Genomic DNA, 23,971 nt, shown 5'->3' with positions numbered 1-23,971 from the left:
TTATCTCCTGGCGCGCTCAGATGACCTTGGCTTCGTTCTTCAGCTTTTGCACCAGCGTCGCAACGTCCGGCACCATCACCCCCGCGCTGCGCTTGGCAGGCTCAACCACCTTGACGGTCGCCAGGCGCGGCTTGACGTCCACGCCGAGGTCTTCCGGCTTGACGGTCTCGAGCGGCTTCTTCTTGGCCTTCATGATGTTGGGCAGCGTCACGTAGCGCGGCTCGTTCAGGCGCAGGTCGGTGGTCACCACCGCCGGCAGCTTGATCGACAGGGTCTCCAGACCGCCGTCCACTTCACGGGTCACCGACGCCTTGCCATCAGCCACCACCACCTTCGAGGCGAAGGTAGCTTGCGGCAGGCCGGCCAGCGCGGCCAGCATCTGGCCGGTCTGGTTGGAGTCGTCGTCGATGGCCTGCTTGCCCAGGATAACCAGTTGCGGCTACTCCTTGTCTACCAGGGCCTTGAGCAGCTTGGCCACGGCCAGCGGCTGCAGGTCTTCGTTCGATTCGACCAGGATGCCGCGGTCGGCGCCGATGGCCATCGCGGTACGCAGGGTTTCCTGGCACTGGGCCACGCCGCACGAGACGGCGATCACCTCGCTGGCCACGCCGGCTTCCTTCAAACGCACCGCTTCTTCCACGGCGATTTCGTCAAACGGGTTCATGCTCATCTTGACGTTGGCCAGGTCAATACCTGATCCATCTGATTTGACACGTGCCTTGACGTTGTAGTCGATCACGCGTTTGACTGCGACCAGTACCTTCATTGCTCCTCTCCTATCAGGTGAAACGGGCGGCGGGCCTTGCCCTCAAGTACAGATCAGTTGAACGCCGCGATGCCAGTGATGGCCCGCCCCAGGATCAGCGCGTGAATGTCGTGTGTCCCCTCGTAGGTATTGACGACTTCGAGGTTGACCAGGTGGCGCGCCACCCCAAATTCGTCGCTGATGCCGTTGCCACCCATCATGTCGCGCGCGGTGCGCGCGATCTCCAGCGCCTTGCCGCAACTGTTTCGCTTCATGATGCTGGTGATCTCGACTGCCGCCGTGCCTTCATCCTTCATGCGGCCCAGCCGCAGGCAGCCCTGCAGCCCCAAGGAAATCTCGGTCAGCATGTCGGCCAGCTTCTTCTGGATCAGTTGATTGGCCGCGAGCGGGCGGCCGAACTGCTTGCGGTCGAGCACGTATTGCCGCACGCGCTGGTAGCAATCCTCCGCGGCCCCGAGTGCTCCCCAAGCGATCCCATAGCGGGCGCTGTTGAGGCAGGTAAATGGCCCCTTAAGGCCACGTACTGCCGGGAAGGCGTTCTCCTCGGGGCAGAACACCTCGTCCATCACGATCTCGCCGGTGATGCTGGCGCGCAGGCCGACCTTGCCGTGGATCGCGGGAGCGGACAGGCCCTTGGCGCCCTTGTCCAGCACGAAGCCACGGATCGCGCCCTCGTCGTCCTTGGCCCAGACCACGAACACGTCGGCAATGGGACTGTTGGTGATCCACATCTTGGCGCCGGTGAGGCTGTAGCCGCCGGGGACCTTGCGCGCGCGGGTGACCATGCTGCCCGGGTCCGAACCATGGTTAGGCTCGGTCAGGCCGAAGCAGCCGATCCACTCACCCGAGGCCAGCTTGGGCAGATACTTCTGCTTCGTGCCTTCGTTGCCGAATGCGTTGATCGGCACCATGACGAGTGAGGACTGCACACTCATCATCGAACGGTAGCCGGAGTCCACGCGCTCGACTTCGCGCGCGATCAGGCCATAGCTGACATAGTTCAGGCCCGCACCGCCGTAGGCCTCGGGAATCGTCGGACCCAGCAGACCCAGGGCTCCCATCTCCCGAAACACGCCGGCATTGGTTTTCTCGTACCGGAATGCGTCCAGCACCTGTGGCAGTAGTTGCCCCTGGCAGTAAGCCTGGGCAGCGTCGCGAACGGCGCGTTCGTCGGTCGAGATTTGCCCGTCCAGGAACAATGGGTCATCCCAGCGAAAGTCTTGGCGCGTGGAGTTGGAATGCATGTGAGTCTCCTGTTGGATCAGGTGTGGACCGGGCGATCACATCCCGGCATAGTTCGGCCCGCCGCCACCCTCTGGGGTGACCCAGACGATGTTCTGCGTCGGGTCCTTGATGTCGCAAGTCTTGCAGTGCACGCAGTTCTGCGCATTGATCTGCAGGCGGTCGCTCCCGTCGTCATCCTCACTGAGCACCAGCAGGTCGTCGCCGGTCACCGGCTGGCGCAATGGGGCGCCGAGTTCCCGCCAGTTGGGGAGGAGCTCATCCATCGCGCGCGGATCCATGACCGCGCCCGACAGGATGTGCGCGCCGGGCTCCGAGCCCTTGTCGAGCACCACCACCGAGAGGTTCGGGTCCAGCTGCTTAAGCCGGATCGCCGTGGCCAGGCCGGCCGGCCCCGCGCCGACCACGACCAAGTCATACGCCATCGCTTCGCGCGGGCCGAACTGCTGCAGGATCTGTTGGGAGTCCATGATCAGGCACCGTTTCAGTCGCGACCCATCAGCTCGCGGCCAATGATCAGTTGCTGGATCTGGGTGGTGCCCTCGTACAGGCGCAGCAAGCGTACGTCACGGTAGAAGCGCTCGACCGGGTACTCGTTGATGTAGCCCGAGCCACCGTGTACCTGCACGCCGCGGTCGGCCACGCGGCCGACCATCTCGGTGCAGAAGAGCTTGCAGCACGACGCCCGCATGCTCACCTCCGGATCGCTCTGCCCCGCGGGCTTGGCGTCATACCGGAGTGCGCAGTCCTGGACCATGGTCCAACCGGCATAGAGTTCCGCCTGGCTGTCGGCGAGCATGGCCTGGACGAGCTGGAAATCGCCGATGCGCTTGCCGAACTGCTTGCGTTCGCGGGCGTAGCCCACCGCCTCGTCCAGGATGCGCTGCGCCATGCCGCAGGCGACTGCCGAGATATGCAGGCGGCCGCGGTCCAGCACCTTCATGGCCGTCCTGAAGCCCTGGCCCGGCTTGCCCCCGATAATGCTGGCAGCCGGCACCCGCACGTTGTCGAGGATGACGTCGCAGGTCTTGGTTCCGCGCTGGCCCATCTTCTTGTCCGGTTTGCCCAGGCTCAGGCCGGGCAGGCCGGCAGGAACAATGAACGAAGAGATACCGCCGGCGCCAGGACCGTCGGTGCGCGCCATCAGCGTAAACGCGCCGGCGCGCGGCGCGTTCGTGATGAAGCGCTTGCTGCCGTTCAGGATGTAGTCTTCGCCGTCACGTTCGCCGCGGGTCTTGACCGCGGCCGAGTCGGAACCCGCGTCGGGCTCCGTCAGGGCGAAGGACATGATCAGTTCCCCCGTCGCGACGCGCGGCAGGATAGCGCGCTTCTGTTCCTCGGTGCCATCCATCAGGATGCCCTGCGAGCCGATGCCGACGTTGGTGCCGAAGACCGACCTGAAGGCCAGCGCGGTGTGCCCGATCTCATAGGCGACGCGGCATTCCTGGCTCATCGACAGGCCGATGCCGCCATACTCCTCGGGGATCGACAGGCCGAACAGGCCCATCGCCTTCATGTCGTCGACGATGTCGGCCGGCACCTCGTCTTGCTCTTCCACCGCGTCTTCGGCGGGAACAAGCCGCTCGCGCACGAAGCGCTGCACGGCGGCGAGCAAGAGCTCGAAGGATTCGTTGTCAATGGCCATGGTGATTACGTCCTGGTCCTATGGGGTGAACTTAGCGGTGACCGAACACCGGTTTTCGTTTTTCGAGGAAGGCATTCATGCCTTCATGCGCGTCATCGCTCGCGAAGCGCGCGTGCAAGTGCCGGCGCTCGAACAGAATGCCTTCGCTCAGCGAGGCTTCGTAGGCCCGGTTGACCGACTCCTTGATCGCCATCAGTGCCGGCAAGGAGTAGCCGGCGATGGCGGTGGCCAACACGAGCGTTTCCTCCATCAGCCGCTCATCGGCGACAACGCGCGACACCAGCCCGTAACGGTCGGCCTCGCTTGCATCGAGTTGGCGCGCCGACAGGCACATGTCCATTGCCTTGGCCTTGCCAATCGCGCGAGGCAAACGCTGCGTTCCGCCGGCGCCAGGCAGCATCGCGAGTTTGATCTCCGGAAGCGCGAACTTCGCGCTTTGCGCGGCGACGATGAGGTCGCATGAAAGCGCAAGCTCGCAGCCACCACCCATCGCGAAGCCCGCGACCGCGGCGATCACCGGCTTGCGTACGCGCCGGATCGTCTCCCAGTTTCGCGTAATGAATTCGCTGCGATAAACGTCCATGTAGGACCAGTCGGCCATGGCCGCGATGTCGGCGCCGGCGGCGAAGACCTTCGCGCCGCCGGTAAGGACGATCGCGCCGATGCCTTCGTCCGCGTCGAGCGCCAGCAGTGCTTCGCCCAGCCGGTCCATCACGGCGTCGTTAAGGGCGTTGAGTTGCTGCGGCCGATTCAGCGTGACGATGCCGACACGCCCGTTGCGTTCGACGAGAACCACGTGCTCTTCCATTTCTTATCTCTCCTGGAGGGACTAAGTCGACGGTGACCGTCCGGCCGGGAACCGCCCCGGGTTCCTGGTCAGGGACGGATGACTCGTCAGAGTGTGCCGTCGCTCAACATGTCGCGCAGCTTGAACTTCTGGACCTTCCCAGAGGGGGTGGCGGGCATCGCGTCGCGCACGACCAGCCGCTCCGGGATGTACTGAATCGCGACCTTCTGCGCCTTGAGGAACTCCACCATACCGGCCAGCTCAAGATGCTGACCCGGCTTGGGCACGACCACGGCGCAGGCTCGCTCGCCAAGGCGTTGGTCTGTATAGGCGACGATGGCGACTTGCGCGACCGCGGGGTGCTTGTAGAGCAGCGCCTCGATCTCGAACACGGGAATATTCTCGCCACCACGGATGATCACGTCCTTGCTGCGTCCGCTGATGCGGATGTAACCCTTGGTGTCCATGCTGGCCAGGTCGCCGGTGTCGAACCAGCCATCGGCGTCCGTGCCGTTCCATTGCGGCCGCTTCAAGTAGCCACCAAAGTTCGAACAGGAGCGCACGACAAGCCTGCCCACCTCGCCGGGTGGCAACGGCTTGCCGCCGGAATCGATGACCTGCAAATCCACGCCGGGGAGCGGGCAGCCGTCGGTGGTGAAAGCGAGCTGGTCCTCGTCATCGAGCCTGATCAATGTGACCGCGCCATTCTCCGTCATGCCCCACGCCGAGACGATCTTCGTGCCCAGTACCCGGCGCGCCTGCTCGACCAGCGGGCCTGGGATGGGGGCCCCGGCGCACAGGAAGGTGCGCAGGCTTGGCACTGCGCCGCCGGTGTCCTGGACGGTCTTGGTGAGGTCCGTCAGGAATGGCGTCGAGGCCATCGTGAAGCTGACGCCTTCGGTGCGGATGAGTTCGATGGCCTTGTTCGGCTCCCATGTGTCTTGCAGGACCACACGGGCTTGCAGCATGATGGGCATCATTAGGCCGTACATGAAGCCGGTCTGGTGCGCCATTGGCGACGCCATCAGGACGACGTCGTCCTGGCCTAGATTCAGGCGCTCGGCGTACGGCAGGATGTTGGCCATCAAGGTGTTGGCCGAGTGCATCACGCCCTTGGGTTCGCCGGTGGTGCCGGAGGTGTAGATCAGCTGCGTGATGTCGTCGGGGCCCGGCCGGTGGCTTGTCAGGATGGCGTTGGCGTCTGCCTCCCGCTCCCACGCCGGAATCGTGAGCAATGTTTCGAAGTCATCGGCACCGTCGCCGCCCACGACGATGATGCGCCGCAGTGATGGCAAGCCCGGTTGCAGGGATCGAGCCATTGCCTCGTGATCGAAGCCTCGGAACACTTTCGGCACGACCAGGACTTTCGCCTCCGAATGCTTGAGCATGAACGAGAGTTCGCGCTCTCGAAAGATATGCATCAGCGGATTGAGCACTGCACCGATACGCGAACAAGCCAGATAGAGCAGGCTGAACTGCCACCAGTTCGGCAGCTGCATCGCCACGACGTCGTTCTGCCCAACGCCCAGGCGGGCCAGCCCCACGGCGATCCGATCCGCCATCGCGCCCAGTTCGCGATAGGTGAAGCGCCGCGTTTCCCCCGTTTCGACCCGAACGGCCGTCAGTGCGAGCTTGTCGGGACAGGCGGCAATGCAAGCGTCCAGATCGCCATTGATCGTGCGATCGTGCCAGTAGCCCTTGGCGATGCTCCCGGCGCGGCGTGGCGCCAGCAGGACGGAGTCGAATTCCATGGGGTGTCTCCTTTTTTCGTTATGGGGAACAAGCGGGAACAGGCTTGTTCAGGCCGGCACCGCGCCACGGCCGGCACGGTCGCGGGCGATGATGGTCTTCATGATCTGGGCGGTGCCGTCGCCGATCTGGAAGCCCAGCACATCGCGCAGGCGCTGCTCCATCAAGCCGCGGTCATAGCCGCCATGCCCATACATCAGCAGGCATTGGTGCACGACGTCGTAGGCCAGCTTCGGGGCCCACCACTTGCACATAGCGGCCTCCGCGCTGTGCGGTGCGCCGTTGTCCTTCAACCACAGCGCCTGCAGGCATAGCAGCCGTGCCGCCACGACCTGCGTGTCGAAATCGGCCAGCGGATGGGATACGCCCTGGAAAGCGGAGAGCGGCTTGCCGAACGCCTGCCGTTCCGCGACATAGGCCCAGGTTTCCTCAAGCGCCACGCGGCCCACGGCGAGTACCTGAAGCCCGATCAGCGCCCGCGAGAAGTCGAAGCCCTGCATCACCTGCACAAAGCCCTTGTTCTCGTCGCCGAGCCGGTGGTCCACCGGGACACGCACGTTCTCGAAGAAGATCGAGCCCCGCCCGATCGCCCGTTGCCCATGGCAGTTGAAGCGATTGGTCGTGATCCCGGGCAGGTCCATGGGTACGAGGAGCGCCGTGACGCCGTGCGCCGCGGACTCGGTGGTGCCGGTACGTCCGAAGACCACCGTCGCATCGGCCTGGTCAGCCGCCGAGATCGAGGTCTTCTCACCGTTGATCACGTATTCGTCGCCGACGCGCTCGACCCGCAGCCGCAGGTTGGCGGCATCCGAGCCGCCGCGCGGTTCGGTCAGCGCGATCGCCAGCAACGCTTCGCCGCGCGTGAGCCGCGTCAACCAGGGGCGCACCACCTCCGGCTTGCCGTGGTGCGCAAGGATCTGTCCGTTGAGCGAGGCCAGCAGGTTGATATATGAGAGGCTCAGGTCGGCCCGGGCGACCTCCTCGTGGATAACGCCGGCGGCAAGACATCCCAGGCCTTGGCCGCCATACTCCTCCGGCAATTCCGGGGCGATGAACCCCATCTCGCCCATCTCCCGCATGAGGGTACGATCAAGGACGCGGGTCTCGTCGCGCTCCTGGTAACCCGGCGCGATGCGGTCGGTTGCGAAGCGCCGTGCGTGGTCGCCAAGTGTTACGAGGTCTTCATTGAGATAGGGGTTCATTGGCTTGTCTCCTGGAGGAGCAGGGCAAAAAGGAGTGGGCTGGCGCGCTCGGCGGGCGCGCCAAGTGGCACGAGAAAATTCGTGGCGGTCGCCTTTACTTCGCGTACTTCCGGAACTCTGGCTTGCGCTTTTCCTTGAGCGCTGCCACGCCTTCGCGCGATTCTTCGGTGTCGTAGTACAGCTTCAGCGCGTACATGCCCATGCCGGCGATGCCGCTCTGGTGTGCCGTGTCCATGTTGAAGCTGCGCTTGGCGATGGCCAGTGCCGTCGGACTGCGCTCGCAAAGTTCTTCGCCCCACTTCTGCACTTCCGCGTCCAGCTGGTCGTGCGGCACGCACACATTGGCGAGGCCCATCGCCACAGCTTCCTGCCCCGAATAGCGTCGGCACATGTACCAGATTTCGCGGGCCTTCTTCTCGCCGACGACCCGTGCGAGAAACGCGGTTCCATAGCCTGGATCGACCGATCCCATCTTGGGCCCTACCTGGCCGAAGATCGCCTTCTCCGAACAGATGGTCAGATCGCAGATCGTGCACAGCACATTACCGCCGCCGATCGCGAAGCCTTGCACGCGCGCAATCACGGGCTTGGGCACATTGCGGATGGCGTCGTGCAGTTCTTCCATCGGCAGGCCGATCGTGCCCCGGCCGTCGTAGTTGCCGTCGTGCGCCGACTGGTCGCCGCCAGTGCAGAAGGCGCGGTCGCCAGCGCCGGCCAGCACGATGGCCCCTACGCTCTTGTCGTAGCCGGCCTTGTTCAAAGCCTTGATCAGTTCATCGCAGGTCTGGCCGCGGAACGAGTTCATCTTGTCCGGCCGGTTGATGGTGATCCAGGCCACGCCGTTGCGGTTCTCGTACAGAATGTCTTCGAAGTTCATGTCTCTAGCTCCTCTTGTGTTTGCCGGCATCAACCGTTCATCGTCAGGCCGCCCGACACGCTCAGTACTTGGCCTGTCACATAGGCGGCATCGTCGCTCGCGAAGAACAGCACGGCTCCAGGCAGGTCGTCCGGCTGGCCGATGCGGCCCAGGGGAATGGAACGCGTGAACGCTTCCATCAATTTCTCAGGGTTGCCCGCGCCTTCCTTGTATTCGGCAAACAGCGCGGTATCCGTCGGGCCCGGGCAGACCACGTTGACGGTGATCCCGTGACGTGCATGCTCGCGGGCAATGGTCTTGGAGAACGACACCAGACCGCCCTTACAGGCGGCATAGACCGCCTCCCCGGAGGAGCCGACACGTGCCGCGTCCGATGCAATGTTGATGATGCGCCCCTTCTTGCGTGCCGACATACCGGGCAGCACGGCGTGATGCATATGCAGTGCACCGGTCAGGTTGATCGCAATGAGCTTGTCCCATTGCGCCGGCTCCGTCTTGGTGAAGGGCTTGAACACATCCCAGCCCGCGTTGTTGACCAGCACGTCGATCGGGCCCAGCGTGGATTCGGTCGCCGAGACGGCAGCCTCCACGCTGGCACGGTCCGTGATGTCGCAAGGGAACGCCTCGGCAAGCCCACCGTCGGCCCGGATGGCAACGGCCACTTTTTCCGCCGCCTCGAGGTTTAGGTCGAACACCGCAACGCGCGCGCCTTCCCTGCCGAATCGACGGCAGGTCGCGCCGCCGATCCCACCACCCCCGCCAGTAATCACCACCGTCTTGCCTTCGAATCGTTGCATCATGCCTCCTATCGCTTGTCAAGGCTCCCAAATTGAGCCAATGTACGTCTGAACGTCAACGCAAATAAGTAAATATGTTGACCTATACTAGGCACAACCGTAGCCATTTGCAAGCCAAATTTTTAGTGGAATAATCATGGATAACCCTGATATAACTGCACTATCCGTCAAGATTGAACTTGCCAATAGGTTGTTCTTTCGTTTGTACCAATGTGCCAATATGTTGCACAAAACGGGTAGCCGCGCCGTTGAGGAGGAGGGACTCACCACGCAGCAATGGGCGGTCCTTGGGGCCTTGTCGCGGAAGAAGGCGCAAGACGGCATGAGTATTGGTGACCTTGCCAGGTACCTGATGGTGAGCCGACAAAACCTGTCCGGGCTCATCAGCCGCATGGAACGCGATGGTCATGTGGCCATCGCGCCGGACGCACAGGATCGTCGGTCGCGAATCGTAACGATGAGCGAATCAGGTCGCCATGTATGGCTGGTCTTGGCGCAACCGAAGATCCGCGCGTACTATCAACAACTTTTGGCAGACTTCTCGAGCAATGACGTGACTCATGCGCTGCATTATTTGCTCAAGATCCTCGAGAACATGCAGCGGCTTGACGCCGAGTGGGTCGGAGCGGACGAGGTCGAGATTGAGTAGAGGACCCTTGTATCGCCGGTCTGTAGATGGGAGTGGCCAAAACCGGGGCACCATCTATAACGCTGGGATTACTTTCGAAAATCCCTCGATTCGCCTGCCAGGCGGGTACCAACGCTTGAAAATGCTGATGTCCTCACCGTTGAGAACGGCACATCTGACCTTCAGTAGCGCATTGGCTCCCGGCATCGTCCAGCGCATGTGCCCATTCCTCTTCATGCGTTGACCAACCACATAGTCGACGACCGACTACGCTCCTGCGCTTGAAATAGGCAGCCCTTGCGCACGTCGCTGCTGATAGTTGACAAGATAGCGGGAGCAACATCGCAGATAACGAATCACCCGCCCCAGCGGATTGCGAGCGCCAACCCACCCTGTGTCGCGTCGCAGCGACTCCGGCCTTTCCAGGCAGCGCGCCGACTCACCATGCCCGCTTTGATAACGCACTCACGCAGCCGCTTTTCGAGTAAGCATCAGTGCCACGCAGACCTCGGAGCCAGCTTGGAAGCGACCACGAGAATCCATCACGTACCATCGATTTGCCTTGGCGCCTTGATGTAACCTGCATCGATCTGCAGCGCGACCGATGGACCACTCAAGGGCGGACGTCTGGGTGGCGCAGTCACGGCCGCGGCCACCATCGCCGCGCACCTTGCCTCTTGCTCCAGGCGTTACCCTACGTTTCCCACATTCACCTTGACGCTCGAGCATGGAAGTTCCCGCCGGCCCGGGAATGCATCGCGCAGAAAGATCTGTGCCAGTCGATATGACATCACGCTGGCGTACCGGCACTGCAGCCAAGCCCACTGTGGGTGTATGCGTTGTGGCAACGCCTGTGCCAGCGGCGAAAGCACGCGCTTGGTGCCTGCGGACCAACCGCATGCACTGCAGTACGAGTAAAAACGAGGACTTCGCAGCTTCGCCTTTCTGATGGCTGTACGATAGACCAATGACTTCGTGTCCTTATGCTGGCGCAGAATCGGCTCCGCGCTCGATAACTCCGACCGTAATCACCTTGAGGGGCTGCGTTCCCTCTCCTTCAATGCTTGCCTGGATCGAGATGCGCTTGGGGGTTCTCCGATAGTGTCAGTAGACAATACACACCTTTTCTGACGGATTTTCCGCCCGGTTTTGGCCACTCCCACCGTCCTTCAGGTGCGTGCTGTTGTGCGGTTCCCCACCAGTGCATCGCGGTTCGCGTAGCGCGCCGCAATCACCGAACACACGATCAGCTTCAGTTGGTGGTAGACCATCAGCGGCAACACCAGCAGGCCCAGTGCCGGATGGCCGGCGAACAGGATCTTGGCTATCGGGATGCCGTTGGCCAGGCTCTTCTTCGAGCCGCAGAACACGGCGGTGATTTCATCTTCCACCGAAAGGCCCAGGCGGCGCGCCACGAAGGTAGTCGTGCCCAGCACCACGAACAGCAGCGTCGCGGCCAAGCCCATGACCGCGCCAATGGTCTGCCACCGGTACTGGTTCCATAGACCGGCAGCGGTGGCGTCACAGAACGACGAATAGACGATCAGCACTATCACGCCACGGTCGATCTTGTTGGCGATCTGCCTGTTCTCCGCCAGCCACGTGCTGATCAGCGGGCGCATCAGCTGCCCCAGCGCGAACGGCGGCAACAATTGTAGCGCCACACCGGTCAGCGCCTTGCCGAGCGGCATCGAGGCACCACTGGCACTCATGACCAGGCCCATCAGCAGCGGCGTCACGGCCATGCCGATCAGGCCGGAAATGGTGGCATTGAAGATGGCACCGGGCACGTTGCCGCGCGCCATCGACGTCATGGCCACCGATGACGACACCGTCGACGGCAGCGCGCACAGGTAGAACACGCCAAGCAGCAGGTCGGCGGGCACCGAGTTAAGCAGCGACAGCATCAGCAGCATGCCGACCACCGGGAACACCACATAGGTGAACACCTGCACGAACACGTGCAGGCGCCAGTTCCGGGCTCCCGCCACCAACTTGTCGCGCGACAGGGCTGCACCATGCAGGAAAAACACCAGCGCCACACCCACGCTGGTCACCAGCCCCAGATGAAGCGGCCCGCCGCTGCTTCCGAATTGCGGGGCCAGCACGGCGATGCCGATGGCGGTCAACATGATCAGGACGAAGCCGTCGATCAGGTCGTAGAGTCTCTTGAGCTTGGCAAGCATGTTGGCGTCACTCCATCATATGGTTCTTCACTACTAGCTGTACTGAATAGCGAGCGCGTGCCATGGATGCCCGCGAGGGCAAATGGCACGCGCCCTTGCCAGCTCGACCTCCCGCGGGCGAGCACGCCGCCTATTCAGAATATGTGGCGCACCCCTGCCACGACGCCGGTCTGGTTGACGCCCGCATAGCCCGTCCCGCCGATCACTACGCTAAGTGCCGACGCGGCCTTATTGTCCATGTATGACGCATTGAGAAACAGGGTCGAACGCTTGGACAGGCTGTACTCCGTCGTGACCGCATAGCTCATTGCGTCGTTCGAGGAGTTACGGATGTCGGTGCGGTAGAGCCCCGCGCGGACCACCCAGGCCGGCGTGAAGTTATAGCTGGCGCCGAGCCAGTAAAGATTGGACCGTACCGCAGGCGCGCCAGTCGATCCCTGCAGGAAACGATAGCCGGCCTGCGCCGTGAACGGGCCATCGGTCCATAGCAGCGCCGCTACATAGCGACGCTCGACATTGCCTTGCGTCGCCGCGGATGCGCCGCGCCGCTGGTCATAGGCGGCGGCCATGCCGAGTTTGCCGATCGTATAGCTCGAGCCCGCCGAGAACTCCTGCCCGATGCGAGGGGCGCCCGGCACTTCGCTGCCATTCGCGATGGTCGAATCGTAGCCAGCACTGTAGAGGCCCGTCACGGTCAGGTTGCCGAAATTGCCGGTGTACTTGATGCCGTTGTCCACACGGTTGAAGAACTGCGGGTCGTGGGGCAACAGGCCATAGGTGGAGTATCGCGTGGGCTCAAGAGGCACGAACAGGTCGAGGAGCGTGTTGTTCTGCCGGCCCAGCGTAAAGGCGCCCCAGTCCCCCTGCAGGCCGACCCAGGCCTGGCGTCCGAACAGCCGGCCACCTTGAGCCGATGTGCCCGTATCGCTATTGAAGCCGCCGTCGAGCGCGAAGATTGCCGACAGGCCGTTGCCAAGGCTTTCCGTGCCGCGCATGCCCCAGCGCGACGCCGCGGTGTTGCCAGTCGACACCTGGGTGACGCTCCCGTTGCCCCCGGGCCCGGCATGGCTGACGTACTGGATGCCGGTGTCGATGACGCCAAACAGATTGACGCCGCTCTGCTGTGCGTGCGCCGACGGTACGAATGCGGCAAGCATCGCGCCGGCTGCAATGGTCATGGTATTTGGTTTGAACATGTCTCCTCCGTTTCTCTTTGTATGGAATGGAATTGCAGCGGATTTCAAAGCATGACGAATCCTTCGTATCCGCCCTTGGCCACGTTCTCGCAGTGGTCGCGATACTCGGGAGCGCCGCCCACGTAGATCAGCGCCCTGCGCCGCAACGTGCCGTCCGGATTCTTGGTGGTCTTGACCCACCATGCATCGCTGTCGGCGAGCAGCGTCTTCGCGTAGACGCGATAGACCTGCTCGGTCCACTGCTCCTGGGCCTCGACGCTGGGCTCCGCGTACTGCAAGCCCTGGCCGTGCATGTGGCCGATCATGCGGCTCACCCACTCCACCTGAAGCGCACCACACACGCCGATGTTGCAAAACGCCGCGCCGTTGTGGGCCCCCACCAGCGTGAAGAAGTTCGGGAAGCCGGCCACCTGGAGGCCCAGGTAGGTCGCCGGACCGTCGGCCCATGCGTCCTTGAGCGCGACACCGTCCTTGCCGCGAATGTCGATGCGGTCGAGCGCGCCCGTCACGCCGTCGAAGCCGGTCGCGTAGATGATGACGTCGAGGTCGACATGGCGATCGCGGGTCTGGATGCCGGTCGGGGTGATGCATTCAATGGGCGATTCGCCCACATCGACGAGTTCCACGTTGTCCTGGTTGTAGACCTCGTAGTAATTCGTTTCCATCGGCACCCGGCGCGTGCCGAAGGCGTGGTTCGTGGGGATCAGCTTCTCGGCGGTCGCCGGGTCTTTCACGCGCTCTCGGATCTTGGCCGCGATGAAGTCACCCAGGTAGCTGTTGGAGACCTTGTTGGTCAGCAGGTCGCGATAGCCGGAGAGCCAAATGCCGTAGCCGGGCATGTCGTACAGCGCCTCGAACAGCTCCCGGCGCTCTTCCGGGCTCGCTTCCGTGCCCTTCTTGGCGTTCCGCTGGTACGGAAAGGCGGTCTCGGTGGTCTTGATGAACTCGAGAAACGTCTGCGGGTCGCCGCGCAGACGGTCCACCATCTCGGGCGTGAGCGGGTGGTTGCCGAGCGGCGTGCACCAGTTCGGCGTGCGCTGGAACACGCTGAGCCTGGCCGCAGTCTTCGCCACAATCGGGATGATCTGCACGCCGGTGGCGCCGGTGCCGATCACGCCCACGCGCTTGCCGCTGAAGTCGTGGAGCCGGCCGTTGCCGTTCTCGTCGCGAGGCCAGCGCGACGAATGGAACGACTCGCCACGGAATGACTCAATGCCCGGAATGTCGGGCATGCGCGTCGCTGACAGCGGACCGACTGCCGTCAGCAGGAACCGGCAGCTTGCCGACGTGCCGTCGTCGAGGTCAAGGCGCCAAAGGTTGGCGCCCTTGTCGTAGGTGGCGCGCTCCACCTTGGTGCGGAACTGATAGTTACGGCGGATATCCATCCGGTCTGCCACATGATTCACGTAGCGCAGCAGTTCGGCCTGGCCGGCGAACCGCTCGCTCCATTGCCACTCGGGGACGATGCCGTTCAGGCCGAAATACCCGTAGGCGTAGCTCTCCGTGTCGAGCCGGCAGCCCGGATAACGGTTCCAGTACCAGGTGCCGCCGACGTCCGTGCCGGCTTCGTAGCCGCGCACCGACAAGCCCATCTGGCGCAGTTGCCAGGTTTGATAAATGCCGGTGATACCGGCGCCGATGACGATTGCGTCGAAATGGGTCGAATGTTCCGTGCTTGTCATGAGTGTCTCCCTCCGCCAGATTCCGGATCGATGGTTGCGTTCGATTTGATTTGCAGGTTCGCGCCCCTGCCGGCGCTTTTCGCGGGCCGCTTATCGCGGCGTGCGCGCTCGCTCGTAGGGCGGCAGCGAGTCGCGCAACTCTGCCTTCCTGATCTTTCCGGTCGCGGTCAGCGGCAGCGCGTCGGCAAAGCGAAACGTCACCGGCACCTTGTAGTCGGCCAGGCTGAAGCGGCAGTGCGCAGCGAGTTCCTCGACGCCCGGCCTAGGCAGCCCCGGATCGGCGACGACGAAGGCCGCCACCTGCTCGCCGAAAATCACGTCAGACTGCCCGACGACGGCAACGGCCTTGATGGCCGGGTGCCTGAGCAGCACCTGCTCGACCTCGCACGAGTAGATGTTCTCGCCGCCGCGGATGATCATGTCCTTCTTGCGGTCCACGAGCGTCACCAGGCCCTCGGCGTCCCGGTAGCCGAGGTCGCCGGTATGCAGCCAACCGTTGGCGAGCGTCGCGCGCGTGGCCTCATCATTGCGGTAGTAGCCGAGCATCAAGTTCGGGCCGCGCGCGACCAGTTCACCGACCTGCCCGGCGGGTACCGGCCGGTCTGCGCCGTCGAAAATCGCCACTTCCACGCCCGGCATCGGCAGGCCGATCGAGCCGGCGCGCGCGGCAGCCGCGACACCGGGCAGCGTGACCAGCGTGCCGCCCGATTCGGTCTGGCCCATGCCATGCACGAGCGCGGCATTCGGGAACAGCGCGCGCACCTCGTCAAGCTTGGAGATCGTCATCGGCGCCGCGCCGAACATCACCGTCTTCACGCCCGGAAGGGTCCGCCCCGCCGCCCTGGCCCTGTCGACCATCAGCAGAAGGATCGATGGCACCGCGAAGAAAGCGTTAACGTCCTGCTCGGCAATTTGCGCAAGCGTCTGCTCAGTGATGTACGCATCGACGATCAGCGTGCCGCCGAGGAACAGCACCGGAAAAAAAATCGTGTGCGCCGCGATGTGGAAGAGCGGCGTGACTGCCAGCGACCGAACGCCGTTGAACGCGTACTCCCAGGACGGCGGCGACTGCAGCGCATCGGCAATCAGCGAGGCATGGCTGTGCACCACGCCCTTGGGCTGTCCGGTCGTGCCCGACGTGTAGTAGAGCGCGGCCGACGTATCGGATTCGATCATGGGTTCAGCTTCGTGGCGTGCCGCACCAAGCCCGCTGTCGGGGTCGGCCGGATCGAGGACGACTTGCGGCAAGGCCAGGGCGTGGTCGCGCCGCATTTGCGCGGTCAGCGGCTCGTACTCGGGCTGTGTCAGCAGAAGCACCGCACCCGAATGTTCCAGAATGAAGGCCGCCTCACCGGCGGTGAGCCGGTAGTTCAATGGCACCGCGACCGCGCCGAGGCCGAGCACGGCCAGGTACCAGATCACGTAGTGATCGCTGTTGTCCATGAGCAGCGCCACGGACTGCCCGGCGCCGACGCCGCGCTCGTGCAGCACATGGCGTGCAGAGTCGATCCGGTCCATCAGTGCCCCATAGGACATGGTCCGGCCCCGAAACGCCAACGCCTGATGCGCCAGCCATTGCCGTGCCCGGACCCGCAGGAACCGCGTGAACGTCATCGGCCCGGCGGCCGCCATTTCCGCGAGGATCTGCTCGCCTTCCTGCGCGCGATGCCTGGCAATCTCCGCCAGTTGCACCGACATTTCATTTGCGCCCATTCTGTGCCTCACCAAAAAACGTTCAATCATCGCGACTGGCTCGCCAGCAGCGCCCCCACGCGTTCCTTCGCGTCGGCGCCGTGGATCGCCGCGTCGACTTCAGGCTGCGCCATCGCCACATGCCGGAGATAGCGGGCGCGGTCCATCGAGCGCAGCAGGCTCTTCGTCGCCGAGAAGGTGGCGGCGGGCAGCACCAGCCACGACTCGACGCGCACCTGGACGGCGTTATCCAGCTCGCCGGCATCGACTACCTGCGTCGCCAGCCCGAATTCGAGCGCGGCCGTGCTGTCCCAGGCCCCGTCCTCGTAAAGCAGGCGCCGCAGCAAACCGGTCGGCACCACCCCTTGCAGGGGTGGCAGCACCGCCGTCGGCACCATCCCAAGCTTGACCTCCGGCAACCGCCAGCGCGCCTCGCGCGCCGCGATCACGGCGTCGCACAGGCACAGCACGGCCACCCCGCCGCCAACCACGGCGCCTTGCACACGCGCAACGACCGGCTTGGGAAACGTGTACATGTCGTCGAGCAGCCCCGTCAGCGCCCCCATGCCCGCGTGCCAGAGCGCCGCATCACCCGAGACCAGCGCGCCGATCCAGCCCGCATCGGCGCCGGCGCAGAACACGGGGCCATTCGCCCGCAGGAGCACAAGGTCGACTTCCGGGTCCCGCCGCGCCGCCCGGAACGCGTCGCGCAGGTTGCACATCATCCCGATCGACAGCGCGTTGCCGTGCGCGGGATCGTCCATCGTGATCGTTGCGGTCCGCTCCCGCACCTGGTAGTGGAGCGCGACGTCGGCTTTGGCTTCGGCTTCACTCATGGCCGGCTCCTGTCGTTCGGCGTTCACGTCAGTCGTCCGCGACCGTGTTCGACAGGGTGCCGATCCGGTCCACGCTCACTTCGAAGATATCGCCCGCCTTCATCCAGAGCGGTGGCTTGCGCATCGCGCCGATGCCGCCTGGGGTGCCGGTCACGATCACATCCCCCGGCGCCAGCGGCGCGATCGTCGACAGATAGGCAATCTGAGCGGCGATGCCGTGGATCATCATGTCGGTCGACGACCGCTGGACTTCAACACCGTTAAGCTTCGCGACTAACGCCATCGGGGTGCCGAAGGGGATCTCGTCGGCGGTGACCAGCCACGGCCCGAACGCCCCGGTGCGCCAGAAGTTCTTGCCGGCGTCCCACTGGCTGGTCTGCAGTTGCCAGTCGCGCACGCTCGCGTCGTTGTAGCAGCCGTAGCCGGCCACATGCGTGTGGGCATCCTCTGCGGCGATGCGGCGTCCCCCCTTGCCGATTACGACCGCCATTTCGGCCTCGAAGTCGAGTTGCGTCGACTCCCTGGGGCGGGCAATCGGCTCGCCGTGTGCGGCCTGGGAATCCGCCGTGCGCAGGAAAAAGACCGGTTTGCCCGGCGGCGTGGCGCCGCATTCGTCGGCGTGCTCGTGGTAGTTCAGGCCGCAGCACCAGATCTTCCCGGGGTTCGGGATAACGGGCAGCAGTTGCACCTCGCCCAGGTGGAAGTCCGCCGGGCGGCTGGCGATCAGCCCCGCCGCGTCCGCCAGCGCGCCGGCGGCGAGGAACGCCTTCAGGTCCGGAATCCTGCCGTCAAACAGCTTGCCGAAGTCGATGACAGCGTCGCCAGACACGGCGCCGAAGCTCGCCTGCCCGCCAACCTGGTAGCTCACCAGTTTCATGGGTATTCCTCCGAGTTCAGATCACGCCAGCGGGCCTTGCCGCACTTGCGCCGCGTAGGTCGACGGCGTCGCTTCAAGCTGGTCGGGCCAGACGCCCTCCTCAGCCGCCGTGACGCGCCGGGGCGGCACCACCTGGGCCATCTCGAAATAGAGCTGGATGCAATGCGTTTCGTCGAGCATGAAGTGCGCGGCATATTCGATGCCGGGATGCAGCGCCGCCGGCAGCCGGATTTCGCGCAGGCCGCGCGCCGCCAGGAACTCGCGCGCATCCTTTAGCTGCGCATAGGTCTGCACCTGGAGCCCGAAGCTCAGCAGCGTGGTGTTCTGGTTGACCGGCAGCCGCTCGCGCAGCGCGACCGGAATCAGCGCGACGCTGTGATGCTCCGACCTCGCGCGCAGGAAGACGCAGCGCTGGCCCTCGTACACCACCTCCTCGGACTTCTGCAGCCCGATGATCTCGGCGTAGAACCGCTCCGACGCCTCCAGGTCCGCGACGAAGATGCGCACCGGGCCGACGTTCGCCACGCGGAACGGACGTTGCATCAGCACACCGCCCACATCGAACGTGTACGGCAGTTCGGACTCCCGGCCAAAGCCGGAAAGGAGATCGATGCCGTTGCCGCGCGCCGTCTTCACCTCCACGGCTTCCGCCTGTTGCGGCAGCGGAAATTCGGTGTGCGGCAGGTGTTCGTACATCGCCTCGGGCTTGCTGACGCCGTTCCAGCCGATCTGCTCCATGCCGTAGAACAGTTCGACGCGGTGACCGTCCGGATCGAACGCATACACGGCCCAGTTGCTGCCCGGCAGGTCGCGGCCGATTCGGCTGATCGGCACGCCGCGCTCGACGAAATAGCGGTGCGCGTCGTTGATCTCGCGCAGGCTGTTCACCTGGAACGACATCTGGTTCAGCGTCACGCCGCGCTCGAAGTACTCCTTGCGCGCGCCCTCGACGGTGGCCGGGCTGATCGCGACCAGCGCGTGATGGTCGGTGTTGCAGGTCGTGAAGCAGCCGAGCGGCTCGCCCGCGCGGCTCACCAGATGGTCGGTGTGCCGAAAGCCGAGCAGGTCGACGATCTTGCGCCGGCTCTCGTCGACGTCGGCGCGCCACAGGCCCAGGTGTCCGAGGCGGACGATGCAGAACGGGCGGGGGAAGACGACGCCCCCCACGGCAAAGCGCGTTTGATTCGCAGTCATGTTTATCTTCCTGAATCAGTCTGTGACGTTCAGTTACCGAGATGGCGCTGGGCGAACTCCACGACCTTCTGCATGGCCGACACGGAGGCCGGGAGCGTCGGATGCATCGTGGTGAACATCATCGGCGCGTCGTAGACCGCCAGCTCGATCGCGCCGCCCGCTTCGTTGTAGCGGTGAATGAAGCGGTCGGCCTCGGAACCGGGCACCTCCGATTCGGGGTCGTGGTAGTTGTGGACCTCGTCCTGGGTCGCCATCACCCACAGCGCGGGCGGCAGCGCCGCCTTCTCGCCGCGTTCGAGGATCAGGGTCGGGCTGCCCTCGCTCATGTTGTCCTCAGTCTGCCAGTAGTTGTCGTGCAGGCCGATGACCTCCGGGGCCCAGTCCGGAGGATTGCCGGCGGTGACCAGGCGCTTCGCATGCTGGTAGCGGCCGTAAGGGTTGATGACCGGCCACAGCATCGAGATGCACTTGACACTGGCATCGACGTCGGGCGAGCCGGGCGGCAGCAGGATCGAGGCGTAGCGCGGATCGTCGGGACGCATGGCGACCAGCATCCCCAGATGCCCGCCGCTGGAGTTGCCCGACAGGCCGATCCGGTAGGCGTCCACGTTGAACTTCACGGCGTTGGCCTTCAGCCAGCGGATGCCGTAATTGATGTCGGCGGGCGACTTCGGATAGGCGCCCTGCCTGGCCTGGCGGAAGTCGAGCGACACCACCACGAAGCCGGCGTTCGCCAGCGCCAGGTGAACGGCTTCGCCGCGCGTGCGGTCGAACTTGCTCCAGGCACCGCCATGCAATTCCACCACGGCCGGGAACGGGCCGGTTCCTTGCGGCGTATAGATGCGGGCCAGCAGTTTGGTGTCGTCGTGCTCGAGGTAAACCACGTCCTGCACTGCGATGTCTTCCACTACGGATGTCATGTCTTTTTCCCGGAAATCGATAAGAAAAATGAGAGAGGGGCGTCAGTCGGCGAATCCGAGCTGCACGCGGCCATATGGCACGACGGCGCTTTCCCAGTTGGCGCCGAAATGGACGCCGGTGGTCAGCGAGTCGCGATACCAGGACTGGAGGTCGTTGCGGTCGTGGACGATCTCGGCACTGGACACCGACACCAGCGTTTCGATGCCGCGACGTGCCACGCGGCTGGCCCAGGCGGAGTCGCGCCGCGCGGCGATCGCGTCTGCCTGCGTGAGTGCGCTGCCCGACAACATCTTTTCGTGGACCTGGCGGTGCCGCTGATGGGCAATCGCGATGGCCGAGTCGATGTCGGCGGCGGCGTCGCCGATCTTGCACTGGATGATCTGCGAGTCCGACAGCGTGGTCATGCCGCGCGACACGCGGCCGCGCATGGTCAGGCACGTGTGGCCCAGCACCCGCCGAGCCAGCGCCAGCGTGACGGGGAGTTGGGTGAAGATCGCGAAGGCGCCGCGCGGCGCGCGCAGCAGGGAGTAGTCGCGATGCACCGCGCTGCCGGGCGTGTCGCCGGTTTGCAGGCTGCGGTCGAGCACCGTGCGGTGTGTGGGCACGAACACGTCCTTCAGCGCGACGGTATTGCTGCCCGTGCCACGCAGGCCGAGTGTCTGCCAGTCGTCCAGGATGGCGACTTCGCTCATCGGCACAAGCATGTAGCGCATCTCCCTGCCGGCGAGCGTTTCCACCCAGGCGCCGACCACGAGCCAGCTCGCGTGCTGGCAGCCGCTGGCGAACGGATACGTGCCCGACAGACGATACCCGCCGTCGACAACCTGCGCCGTGGCGCGTGGCGCCAGGCTCGATGCGGCAACCGCGACCGGATTGCTGCCCCAGATGTCTTCCTGCGCTTCCCGGGGGAACGTCGCCAGCACCCACGCGTGCTCACCGAACACGGACAGCACCCAGGCGCTCGACGGGCAGCCCATCGCCAGTTCCTCGACGACGCGCGACAGGAACAGCGTCGAGCCCTGCATGCCGCCGTACGGCTTCGGCTGGAGGATGCGCGTGAGGCCGAGGTTGTGGAAGGCCTGGATCGTCTCGGCGGGGACGTTGCGGTCGGCCTGACACTGCCGCTCGCGTGCCTGGAGATCGGGGACGAGGGCCAGAACCGATTGGAAGACGCTGCGCTCGGCATCGCTCATCCAGCTGTCGTCGACCATCGCATGGGACAGGAATGCCGCGTCAGGCTCGCGCGGCGCCACTTTCAGTTGAGTATTTGCCATGATGTTGGAGAGAGATCTTGCAATCGCGGATGTCACGCGGCGTTTGCCGCGATGCCGGCGAACTGGCTCTGGTAGTACAGCAGCGGCGACACTTCGCCGGCTTCGCGCACGTCGACGACACGGCCGAGGAAGATGGAATGGGTACCGGAGTCGATCGCATCGACCAGGACGCAATCGAACGAGGCAAGCGCGTCGGCCAGGACCGGGGCGCCGGTGCTCAGCGTCGTCCAGTCGCCCGAAGCGAAGCGCTCCTCCCACGCCGCCTTGCCGGCGAACCTGGACGCCACCTCCTGCTGATTGCGCCCCAGCACGTTCACGCAGAACTTGCCGTTTTCCGCGATCATCCTGTGGGTAGCGGCGCCGCGATTGACGCACACGAGCACCTGAGGGGGCTCGGCGGTGAGTGAGCAAACCGCCGTGGCGGTCATGCCGCCGCGCTCGTCATCCGACGCGCTTGTGATCAGGGTTACGCCAGAGGCAAGATTCCTCATGGCCGCCTTGAATCTATCCTCGCTGACTGCTTCGGACATGTTTTGTCTCCTGAATGATTTCGCCGCGATGCTTCTAACTGGCCGGCTTGACGTCATCCTAAGCAGCGCGACGGCGCCCGAAAAATGCCGTCTTTGCCGCACCCATGCATCGCAGGCATGGCCCGGCCCCGGCATGTGCTGCCGGGCATGGCTGTCGATCAGGGACAATGGCACCAGGCGCCGGGGACAACACCGCACGGCTGCGAGGAGGGATGCACGGCCGGCATGTCTGCTGACTGAAATGCATTGGACGGGCGCCGGAGGCGGGGCCTAGAGTCCCGAACAACGTGTCGAGGCAACCAGCCCCGCACGCCGACGCGACCGTGTTTCGTACACGGCACACAAGATAGAGCACACGACACCCATGTTCGCGGCGCCGAACGGAGACAAAGTCCATGACGAAAAGGCTGAATGTCAGCGAGTTCATCCAGGAAAGCCCCTTCAATCACTTCCACCTCCGCCTGCTGCTCATCGGGTTTCTTCTGGTGATGTTCGACGGCTACGACGTGGCGGTGTATGGATCGATCGTGCCGGCGCTGATGCACGACTGGAAAATCGGCCCAGTCGAGGCGGGCGCGATCGGCAGCTACAGCCTGTTCGGCATGCTGTTCGGCGCCATTGTCTTCGGGATGCTGGCGGACCGCTGGGGCCGCAAGCGCGTGGTTTTCCTCACGGTGCTGATCTTCAGCGCGTTCACGGCGCTGAGCGGATTCGCCGCCGGCCCCGCGACGTTCTCGGCATTCCGCTTCATCGCGGGTCTGGGGCTCGGCGGAATACTGCCGAACGCTATCGCGCTGCTGACGGACTACTCGCCAATGAAGCTGCGGACCACCATCGCGACCATCGTGCTGTGCGGCTACTCGCTCGGCGGCATCCTGGCCCCGCTGTTCAGCATCCTCCTGATCCCGACGTTCGGCTGGCAGTCCGTGCTGTGGGCCGCCGCCGCGCCGCTTCTGCTGCTGCCGCTGGCGTACCGCTACACGCCGGAATCCACGTTCGTGCTGATCCGCCAGGGGCGCCGGCAGGAACTCTTCGACCTGCTCGCGAAAATCGACCCGCGCAAGCCGCTCGACCGCACCAGCGTGCCGTTCGAAGCCGACGTGTCCGAGGCGAAGCTGCCGCTGACGGATCTGTTCCGTGACAACCGCGGCCTGAGCACAGTCATGTTCAGCCTGGCGATCCTGTTCCACCTGATCCTGGGCTACGGCCTGATCAACTGGCTGCCCAAGCTGATGCTGGAAACCGGCTTCGACATGAAGTCAAGCCTGACATTCCTGATCGTGCTGCAATGCGGCGCCATCGTGGGCACACTCGTGCTGGGTCGGCTTGCCGACAAGTACGGCTCCAAGGGCGTGCTGATCCCGCTGTATCTGTCCGGCGCGGTGTCGATGTTGCTGCTCGGGGTCAACAAGGACCCGTTCTGGATGTACGTGCTGGTGGCGATTGCCGGTGCGCCGGTGGTGGGCGCGCAAAACCTTGTTCAGGTGTACATGTCACAGTACTACCCGGCCTACGTGCGTTCCACCGCGTTGGGCACCGCCTCTAGCATCGGCCGGATCGGCGGGATGCTGGGCCCGCTGCTGGGCGGCCTGCTTCTCTCCTTGTCGCTGCCCATCCAGAGTGTCTTCATGGTCTTCGCGATTCCAGGCGTATGCTCGGCGCTGGCCATCACCATGGTCCGAAACCGGCATGCGCGCAAGCCGCTGGAGCCGGTGGGGGCAGGTCTCGACCAGGTGCGCTAGTCAGTATGACTCCCCTGAGGGCAAGAGGGCCGGCCCGCCGCGAGGAATCAAACGCGGGTTAGCATGACTGCCAGAGCCGCACGGTGTGGACAATGCCACACCCGGCGATTTCCAGCGCGGAGGCCAGCATGGAACACGATATCAATCA

Annotated in this window: 20 protein-coding genes and 1 pseudogene; 2 read left to right on the top strand and 19 right to left on the bottom strand. The window is 64.4% G+C overall.

The features are described 5' to 3' along the window. Nucleotides 1–16 precede the first annotated feature (16 nt). From AC1DQ3_RS32810 to badH, 9 genes and pseudogenes are all read right to left on the bottom strand, one after another. Nucleotides 17–766, bottom strand: a pseudogene (locus AC1DQ3_RS32810) (electron transfer flavoprotein subunit beta/FixA family protein). 53 nt (nt 767–819) lie between these two features. Next, nucleotides 820–2,010 carry an acyl-CoA dehydrogenase gene (locus tag AC1DQ3_RS32805; protein WP_477124279.1) on the bottom strand — a complete coding sequence of 397 codons (1,191 nt, stop codon included), beginning with the start codon at nt 2,008–2,010 and terminating at the stop codon, nt 820–822. A 36-nt stretch (nt 2,011–2,046) separates the two neighbouring features. Then, a complete protein-coding gene (locus tag AC1DQ3_RS32800) occupies nt 2,047–2,478 on the bottom strand; it encodes an electron transfer flavoprotein-ubiquinone oxidoreductase (protein WP_477124278.1) in 432 nt (143 codons plus the stop codon). A gap of 14 nt (nt 2,479–2,492) precedes the next feature. After that, complete coding sequence (locus AC1DQ3_RS32795; RefSeq protein ID WP_477124277.1) at nt 2,493–3,653, bottom strand: acyl-CoA dehydrogenase family protein; 1,161 nt, start codon at nt 3,651–3,653, stop codon at nt 2,493–2,495. A gap of 31 nt (nt 3,654–3,684) precedes the next feature. Next, nucleotides 3,685–4,461: an enoyl-CoA hydratase gene (locus tag AC1DQ3_RS32790; protein ID WP_477124276.1), complete on the bottom strand. Its 777-nt coding sequence runs from the start codon at nt 4,459–4,461 to the stop codon at nt 3,685–3,687. An 86-nt stretch (nt 4,462–4,547) separates the two neighbouring features. Further along, on the bottom strand, nt 4,548–6,191 hold the full coding sequence (gene aliA / locus AC1DQ3_RS32785) for a cyclohexanecarboxylate-CoA ligase (protein WP_477124275.1): 1,644 nt from the start codon (nt 6,189–6,191) through the stop codon (nt 4,548–4,550). Between the two features lie 48 nt (nt 6,192–6,239). Then, entirely contained in the window at nt 6,240–7,391 is a 1,152-nt protein-coding gene (aliB, locus tag AC1DQ3_RS32780; protein WP_477124274.1) for a cyclohexanecarboxyl-CoA dehydrogenase, read from the bottom strand. 94 nt (nt 7,392–7,485) lie between these two features. Continuing rightward, complete coding sequence (gene badI, locus AC1DQ3_RS32775; RefSeq protein ID WP_477124273.1) at nt 7,486–8,268, bottom strand: 2-ketocyclohexanecarboxyl-CoA hydrolase; 783 nt, start codon at nt 8,266–8,268, stop codon at nt 7,486–7,488. Nucleotides 8,269–8,297: 29 nt separating this feature from the next. After that, the gene (gene badH, locus AC1DQ3_RS32770) at nt 8,298–9,065 is read right to left on the bottom strand and encodes a 2-hydroxycyclohexanecarboxyl-CoA dehydrogenase (RefSeq protein WP_477124286.1); all 768 of its coding nucleotides are present in this window, start codon (nt 9,063–9,065) and stop codon (nt 8,298–8,300) included. Between the two features lie 136 nt (nt 9,066–9,201). Here badH and AC1DQ3_RS32765 point away from each other — a divergent pair, with 136 nt between their 5' ends. Further along, a complete protein-coding gene (locus tag AC1DQ3_RS32765; protein WP_477124272.1) occupies nt 9,202–9,714 on the top strand; it encodes a MarR family winged helix-turn-helix transcriptional regulator in 513 nt (170 codons plus the stop codon). Between the two features lie 1,148 nt (nt 9,715–10,862). Here AC1DQ3_RS32765 and AC1DQ3_RS32760 read toward each other — a convergent pair. From AC1DQ3_RS32760 to AC1DQ3_RS32715, 10 genes are all read right to left on the bottom strand, one after another. Further along, entirely contained in the window at nt 10,863–11,879 is a 1,017-nt protein-coding gene (locus AC1DQ3_RS32760; RefSeq protein WP_477124271.1) for a bile acid:sodium symporter family protein, read from the bottom strand. A 134-nt stretch (nt 11,880–12,013) separates the two neighbouring features. After that, a complete protein-coding gene (locus AC1DQ3_RS32755; RefSeq protein WP_477124270.1) occupies nt 12,014–13,075 on the bottom strand; it encodes a porin in 1,062 nt (353 codons plus the stop codon). Nucleotides 13,076–13,119: 44 nt separating this feature from the next. Further along, nucleotides 13,120–14,757 (bottom strand): flavin-containing monooxygenase, encoded by a 1,638-nt coding sequence (locus AC1DQ3_RS32750; RefSeq protein WP_477124269.1) that lies wholly within the window; start codon nt 14,755–14,757, stop codon nt 13,120–13,122. A gap of 90 nt (nt 14,758–14,847) precedes the next feature. Next, a complete protein-coding gene (locus AC1DQ3_RS32745) occupies nt 14,848–16,455 on the bottom strand; it encodes a class I adenylate-forming enzyme family protein (protein ID WP_477124268.1) in 1,608 nt (535 codons plus the stop codon). A gap of 41 nt (nt 16,456–16,496) precedes the next feature. Continuing rightward, the gene (locus tag AC1DQ3_RS32740) at nt 16,497–17,285 is read right to left on the bottom strand and encodes an enoyl-CoA hydratase/isomerase family protein (protein WP_477124267.1); all 789 of its coding nucleotides are present in this window, start codon (nt 17,283–17,285) and stop codon (nt 16,497–16,499) included. 28 nt (nt 17,286–17,313) lie between these two features. Next, nucleotides 17,314–18,162 (bottom strand): fumarylacetoacetate hydrolase family protein, encoded by an 849-nt coding sequence (locus tag AC1DQ3_RS32735; RefSeq protein ID WP_477124266.1) that lies wholly within the window; start codon nt 18,160–18,162, stop codon nt 17,314–17,316. Between the two features lie 21 nt (nt 18,163–18,183). Further along, complete coding sequence (locus tag AC1DQ3_RS32730; protein WP_477124265.1) at nt 18,184–19,329, bottom strand: VOC family protein; 1,146 nt, start codon at nt 19,327–19,329, stop codon at nt 18,184–18,186. Nucleotides 19,330–19,385: 56 nt separating this feature from the next. After that, nucleotides 19,386–20,276, bottom strand: coding sequence for an alpha/beta hydrolase (locus AC1DQ3_RS32725; RefSeq protein ID WP_477124264.1), 891 nt, complete (start codon nt 20,274–20,276; stop codon nt 19,386–19,388). Between the two features lie 42 nt (nt 20,277–20,318). After that, the gene (locus tag AC1DQ3_RS32720) at nt 20,319–21,551 is read right to left on the bottom strand and encodes an acyl-CoA dehydrogenase family protein (RefSeq protein WP_477124263.1); all 1,233 of its coding nucleotides are present in this window, start codon (nt 21,549–21,551) and stop codon (nt 20,319–20,321) included. A 32-nt stretch (nt 21,552–21,583) separates the two neighbouring features. Further along, complete coding sequence (locus AC1DQ3_RS32715) at nt 21,584–22,081, bottom strand: flavin reductase family protein (RefSeq protein ID WP_477124262.1); 498 nt, start codon at nt 22,079–22,081, stop codon at nt 21,584–21,586. A 395-nt stretch (nt 22,082–22,476) separates the two neighbouring features. Between AC1DQ3_RS32715 and AC1DQ3_RS32710 the strand changes: the two genes are divergently transcribed. Further along, nucleotides 22,477–23,823: an MFS transporter gene (locus tag AC1DQ3_RS32710; protein ID WP_477124261.1), complete on the top strand. Its 1,347-nt coding sequence runs from the start codon at nt 22,477–22,479 to the stop codon at nt 23,821–23,823. Nucleotides 23,824–23,971 lie beyond the last annotated feature (148 nt).

This window comes from Cupriavidus sp. 01T418 (assembly GCF_056398885.1).
This window is presented reverse-complemented; position numbering and strand designations above follow the sequence as displayed.